Consider the following 6,278-nt stretch of genomic DNA (forward strand, 5'->3'; position numbering starts at 1 on the left):
GGAACCGAGGAGCTGTACCCGCCGCAGCGGCTGGCCGCCGCGCAGCGCGCCACCGCCGCCGCCGGGCTGGACGCGCTGCTGCTCAGCCCCGGCTCCGACCTGCGCTACCTGACCGGCTACGACGCGCACGCTGGTGAGCGGCTGACGCTGCTGGTGCTGCCCGCCGAGGGCGAGCCGACGCTGATCGTGCCGACCCTGGAACGGCCGGCGGCCGAGGCGTCCCCGGCACCGGCCACCGGGGTACGCATTGTCGACCATCCCGACGGTGCCGACCCGTACCCGCTGGTCACCGCCGCGCTCGGCGGGCCGGTCGGCGCGGTCGGGCTGGCCGACCGGATGTGGGCCGAGCAGGTCCTCGCGTTGCGCGCGACGCTGCCTGACGCCCGGCAGCGGCTCGCCTCCGAGGTGCTGCGGGAACTGCGGATCCACAAGTCACCGGCGGAGATCGCCGCGCTCGCCGAGGCCGGCGCGGCGATCGACGCCGTGCACGCCCGGATGGGCGAGTGGCTGCGGCCGGGGCGTACCGAGGTGGAGGTGGCCGCCGACATCGCCGCGGCGATCCGCGCGGCCGGGCACGTCACGGTCGACTTCGTCATCGTCGCCGCCGGCCCGAACGGGGCCAGTCCGCACCACGGCACCTCCGACCGGCCGATCGGCGCCGGCGAGCCGGTGGTGGTGGACATCGGCGGCACGATGCCCTCGGGGTACCGCTCCGACTGCACCCGCACCTACGTCGCGGCCGGCCGGCCGCCGGCCGATTTCCTGGACTACTACGCGGTGCTCTGGGAGGCGCAGCGCGCCTCGGTGGCGGCGGTCCGGCCCGGGGTGCGCGCCGAGGCCGTCGACGCCGCCGCCCGCGAGCCGATCGTGGCCGCCGGGTACGGCGACGCCTTCCTGCACCGCACCGGCCACGGCATCGGCCTGGACGGCCACGAGGAGCCGTACGTGGTGGCGGGCAACGACCGCCCGTTGGCGGCGGGGATGGCCTTCTCCGTCGAACCGGGCATCTACCTGGCCGGGCGGCACGGCGCCCGGATCGAGGACATCGTCGTCTGCACGACGGACGGCGTACGACGGCTCAACACCACCCCCACGGAGCTCATCGCGCTATGACTGTCGACCGGATCCTGCCCACCGACGAGGCCCACGACCTGCTGGAGCTGGCCACCGAGATCGCCGACCGGGAACTCGCGCCGAAGGTGGTCGAGTTCGAGGAACGTGCCGAGTTTCCCCGGGAGGTGCTGCGCACGCTGGGTCGGGCTGGCCTGCTCGGCCTGCCGTACGCCGAGGAGCACGGCGGGGCCGCCCAGCCGTACGAGGTCTACCTCCAGGTGCTGGAGATCCTGGCCAGCCGCTGGCTCGCGGTCGCCGAGGCGGTCAGCGTGCACACCCTGTCCTGCTACCCGGTCGCCGCGTTCGGCACCGACGAGCAGCGCAAGCTGCTGCCCGACATGATCGGCGGCGAACTGCTCGGCGCGTACTGCCTGTCCGAGCCGCAGGGTGGCTCGGACGCCGCCGCGCTGACCACGAAGGCGGCCCGCGACGGAGACGCGTACGTCGTCTCCGGCACCAAGGCGTGGATCACCCACGCCCGGGTGGCCGACTTCTACAACATCTTCTGCCGCACCGGCGGCCCCGGCCCCCGGGGCATCTCCTGCCTGCTCGCCGACCGCGCCACGGCGGGCATCCACCCGCAGGCCGCCGAGCGCACCATGGGGCTGCGGTCGTCGCCGGTGGCGCAGCTCGTCTTCGACGACGCCCGGGTGCCGGCCGACCGGTTGATCGGCGGCGAGGGGGCGGGCTTCACCATCGCCATGTCCGCCCTGGACTCCGGCCGGCTGGGCATCGCCGCCTGCGCGGTGGGGCTGGCCCAGGCCGCGCTGGACTACGCGGTGGACTATGCCCGGCAGCGCCAGCAGTTCGGCCGGGCGATCATCGACTTCCAGGGCCTCGGGTTCACCCTCGCCGACCTGGCCACCCAGATCTCCGCCGCCCGGGCGTTGACGCTCGCCGCGGCCCGGCTGCGCGACGCCGGGCGGCCGTACTCGATCGAGGCGGCCAAGGCGAAGCTGTTCGCCACCGACGTGGCGATGCGGGTGACCACGGACGCGGTGCAGGTGCTCGGCGGCGCGGGCTACGTGGCCGACCACCCGGTGGAGCGCTACATGCGTGAGGCGAAGGTGCTCCAGATCGTCGAGGGCACCAACCAGATCCAGCGGTTGGTCATCTCCCGCGCGTTGGCCAAGGGCTGACCGAGCGCGATCGTCCGCCCGCCGAGCGCGACGCTCGGCGGGCCTGTCGTCGCGTTTGCGGGCCTTTCCCGGTAGGTTGCACGCCGTGGAGGAGACCGATCAGGCCATCATCGCCGCGCTGACCGTCGACGGGCGCTTGTCGTACACGGACCTCGCGGAGAAGGTGGGCCTGTCGGTGTCCGCCGTGCACCAGCGGGTGCGCCGGCTGGAGCAACGCGGTGTGATCAAGGGGTACGCCGCCCAGGTCTCCTTCGAGGCCCTCAACCTGCCGCTGACGGCGTTCGTGGCGATCCGGCCGTTCGATCCGTCGCAGCCCGACGACGCGCCGGAGCGGCTGGCCCACCTGCCGGAGATCGACTCGTGCTACTCGGTGGCGGGGGAGGACTTCTACCTGCTGCTGTTGCGGGTGGCCGGTCCGGCGGATCTGGAGCGGGTGCTCCAGGAGATCCGTACGTCGGCCAACGTCACCACCCGGACCACCGTCGTTCTCTCCACCCCGTACGAGCACCGCCCGCCGAAGGTCAGCCCGGATCCCGCGAATCAGCACCGGCTCCGGGGCGTCTCGGCCGAATAGCGGGATCGGGCCAAATCGGTCGAAGGAGATCGACAACACCCTCCCCCCGGTGCGGCCGACTCACAGCCAACGAAGCTAGGATCCATCCCGATTCTGCGGAAGTGAGACCCGATCATGAGCAGATCGCCGGTCCGACGGCCGGCGTCGCCTCGTGGTGGCCTCGGCAATCGAGTCACCGTACGGGTCGTCAAGGGAGGATGAGATGTACCCATCGCCACGGTCGCGGTTCAACCGGACGGTGCCCGGAGTCCGCTCATGACTCGAATCCTCATCCGCGCCGGCAAAAACCCGCTGACAGTACTGTCGCACGAGCAAAGCCTGTCCACATCCCGGCTGGGTGTCTTCGGGTCGAACTCTGGGAACATGCTGTTTTACAGCTCGGTGTACAGGGTGCTCAGCGTGCCCGACGCCGAGGTGGTCGCCAACGCCTACGTGCATGAGCGTCCGAACCATCTGTCCACCTACATCAACCGGACGAACGAGGAGTTCGACCGGTTTGTCCTGCCGATGGCGAACTCGTACCGGGCGACCTTTCTTCCGCATCTGGAGCGGCTCGCCGAGGTCATCGAGCGGCTGACGATCCCCGTTACCGTGGTCGGCATCGGCGCCCAGCTGCCGTACGGCACCGAGTTCGACTCGCTTCCCGACGACTACAAGAAGATCGTCAGCCGATTCACCCGGGCCGTTCTCGACCGGTCCGCGTCCATCGGTGTCCGCGGTGAGTACACCGCGCGGATGCTGAAGTACCTGGGCTTCGGCGACGAGCACGTGCGGGTGATCGGATGCCCGTCGATGTTCGGCAACGGGCCGTTGGGGCCGCTGGTACGCAAGGTCGACCGGCTGAGCTACGACAGCCCGCTGGCCATCTCGTACACCCCGAAGGTCAAGGGGGTCGACCGGCTGGTCGAGGCCAACACCAACCGTTACCCCAACAGCGTCATCGTGCCCCAACAGCATCAGCGGCTCGCCCTCATGCTGTGGGGGGAGAACCCGGAGAAGGTCTCCAACAAGCGGATGCCGATCCACACCGACCATCCGCTCTACGAGAACGACCGGATGCGGTTCTTCGTGGACGCCTCGACCTGGGTCAAGTTCATGGCCGATCAGGACTTCGCATTCGGCACGCGCATTCACGGCAATGTCGCCGCCGTGCTGGCGGGTACGCCGGCCGTCGTGCTGGCCCACGACTCCCGCACCGTCGAGCTGGCGGAGTACCACGGCATTCCCTACCGCCTCTACGCCGATCTGCCGCCCGACGTCGATGCGCAGCAGCTCTACCAGGAAGCCGATTTCGACGTCTTCGCGACGCGACAGGCCGAGACCTTCGACACCTACGTGCGGTTCCTCGAGCACAACGACCTGGAGCACGTGTTCCAGCCGGGTAAGGAGAACCCGGCCTACGACAAGGCGCTCGCCGCCGCCAAGTTCCCCGGCCCGGTCCACACGCTGATGGCCTCGGACGTCGTCGGGCGGCGGCAGGTGATGTCGCGCCTGCGCTGGCTGCGGCAGGGGCACGAGGGCGATCTGCAACGGCCTGCCTACGCTTTCGAACCACCGTTTCGCGAACCGCGCGGACTGAAGTCGCTTGAGGAGCGGGTAAGTCAATTGGAGAAGGAGCTGAAGTTGCAGCAGAACTTCCTGGCGAACTGGCGAGGCCGGGTCAGTCGGGCGCTGCGGATCAACACGCCGTCGACGGGGGTCCGGCGGTGACGACGACTGCGAAGCCAGCTCGATCCGGTTTCAGCGGATGGCTGTTCGGGCGGCTGCCCGCCCTGACGGCTGAGGCGCTGGCCCTGGTCGCCCTGCTGCTGGCGGCGGTGGGTAGTTCCCCGCTCTGGGCGCTTCCCCCAGCTGTTCTCGCGGTCGGTCTGCTGGCCTGGACATGGCGCGGCGCGCTGAGCGGCGGTTCGGTGTCGTCCGGGCAGACCATTGTGTCGCGGATCCTTCTGCTGGCCGGCGCGTACGTGCTCAGCGCGGTACACGGCAGTCTCGGCCCCGCCCTGGCCGTCGGTGTCGGCGTCGCCGCCCTGGCGGTCCTCGGCGAGCCGCTGTTGATGGCCGTGTCCCGCTCGGTCTACCCCGTCGCGGCCAACCTGCCCGGAACTGGCGTACGGCCGCTGCTTCGTCCCAACACGCGCCGCGCCGTGCTGGTCAACGGCGCCGCGGTTCTGGTGGCACTCGTCACCGCGTTCACCAAGCTGCCCGGCGTGATCGCGCTGGTGGTGGCGACCGCGGCGCTCGGGTTGGTCGCGTTCACCGGATGGCAGGCGATGACGCGGGTGGGCGCGCGGCACGGCAGTGAGGCGAAACTGCTCGCCACGCTGACCGCGTACGAGCCGGTCTTCCTCGTGCACTGGAACGCGCCCGCCGGCACCGCCTACCAGATCGCGATGTGGCTGCCCTACCTCGAGCGCCTCGGCAAGAAGTACTTCGTGCTGGTTCGCAGCGAAGCCAACTTCAACGAGGTGGTGGCTCTCACCATGGCCCCGGTGATCCTGCGATCGGGGTTGACCGAGATCGACGACGTCATCGCCCCGTCGCTGCGGGCAGCCTTCTACGTCAACACCGCGACGAAGAACAACCACGTCATCCGGTACACGAACCTGACGCACATCCAGCTCAACCACGGTGACAGCGACAAGGTGCCGAGTCACAACCCGGTGTTCCGGATGTACGACAAGAACTTCGTCGCCGGCCAGGCTGCGGTCGACCGGTTCGCGGCCAACGGCGTGAGCATGCCGGCGGAGATGTTCGCCATCGTCGGGCGTCCGCAGGTGGAGCACGTCGCGATCGCCACCGAGCCGATCTCCTCGATCGCCAAGCCTCGGGTCCTGTACGCCCCGACGTGGGCCGGCTTCTACACCGACTCCAACTACTCGTCGCTGCTTGTCGGCTACGACATCATCAAGGCGCTGGTCGCCCGTGGGTGCAGTGTGGTCTTCCGGCCGCATCCGTACAGCCGGCGGTCCGCGGATCTGACCCGGGAGTGTGAGCGCATTCGGGTGCTGCTGGCAGAGGACCGCAGGGCGAACGGCACTCCGCACGTCTTCGGCGCCAAGGCTGAGACGGAGATGTCGGTGGTGGACTGCTTCAACGCCTCGGACGTGATGGTGTCCGACGTGTCGAGTGTGGTGGCCGACTACCTGTACTCGGAGAAGCCGTTCGCCATGGTCGCTGTCTCGGCACCGGCGGCCACGTTCACGGACGATTTCCCGCTCGGGCGGGCGGCGTACGTGATCGATGCGTACGGTGGCCGGGTGCAGGGGCTCGACCCGGCCCTCGACGACCTGCTGGGCAGCGATCCTCTTGCCAGCACGCGCCGTGACCTGAAGAAGTACTACCTGGGGGACATCCCGGCGGACGGTTACGCGCAGCACTTCCTCGACGAGGCGTCGCGCTACCTCTGATCCCCGCGAAGCGGTATCCCCGCCCGGCTCCGGTTCCCCGTGCGG

5 protein-coding genes are annotated in these 6,278 nt (G+C 69.9%); all 5 read left to right on the forward strand.

Translation table 11 applies throughout. From position 1 onward, the window contains the following. The coding region (locus AB0M52_RS28665) for a Xaa-Pro peptidase family protein (RefSeq protein ID WP_363960095.1) at window positions 1-1,113 on the forward strand (1,113 nt) is incomplete at its 5' end. Continuing rightward, on the forward strand, window positions 1,110-2,252 hold the full coding sequence (locus tag AB0M52_RS28670; protein WP_363960097.1) for an acyl-CoA dehydrogenase family protein: 1,143 nt from the start codon (window positions 1,110-1,112) through the stop codon (window positions 2,250-2,252). The genes AB0M52_RS28665 and AB0M52_RS28670, both read left to right, overlap by 4 nt. An 85-nt stretch (window positions 2,253-2,337) precedes the next feature. Further along, entirely contained in the window at window positions 2,338-2,826 is a 489-nt protein-coding gene (locus tag AB0M52_RS28675) for an Lrp/AsnC family transcriptional regulator (protein ID WP_363960100.1), read from the forward strand. Between the two features lie 363 nt (window positions 2,827-3,189). Next, entirely contained in the window at window positions 3,190-4,536 is a 1,347-nt protein-coding gene (locus tag AB0M52_RS28680) for a polysaccharide pyruvyl transferase family protein (RefSeq protein WP_363960102.1), read from the forward strand. After that, window positions 4,533-6,233 carry a CDP-glycerol glycerophosphotransferase family protein gene (locus AB0M52_RS28685; protein ID WP_363960105.1) on the forward strand — a complete coding sequence of 567 codons (1,701 nt, stop codon included), beginning with the start codon at window positions 4,533-4,535 and terminating at the stop codon, window positions 6,231-6,233. Before AB0M52_RS28680 ends, AB0M52_RS28685 begins: the two co-directional genes overlap by 4 nt. Window positions 6,234-6,278: the final 45 nt, after the last annotated feature.

This window comes from Micromonospora sp. NPDC051296 (genome assembly GCF_040682255.1).
Taxonomy (GTDB): Bacteria; Actinomycetota; Actinomycetes; order Mycobacteriales; family Micromonosporaceae; genus Micromonospora; species Micromonospora craterilacus.

Bases quoted from the DNA above. Each gene is read 5' to 3' on its own strand.
- AB0M52_RS28680 (WP_363960102.1), top strand. From the start codon at position 3,190: ATGCTGTTTTACAGCTCGGTGTACAGGGTGCTCAGCGTGCCCGACGCC.
- AB0M52_RS28670 (WP_363960097.1), top strand. From the start codon at position 1,110: ATGACTGTCGACCGGATCCTGCCCACCGACGAGGCCCACGACCTGCTG.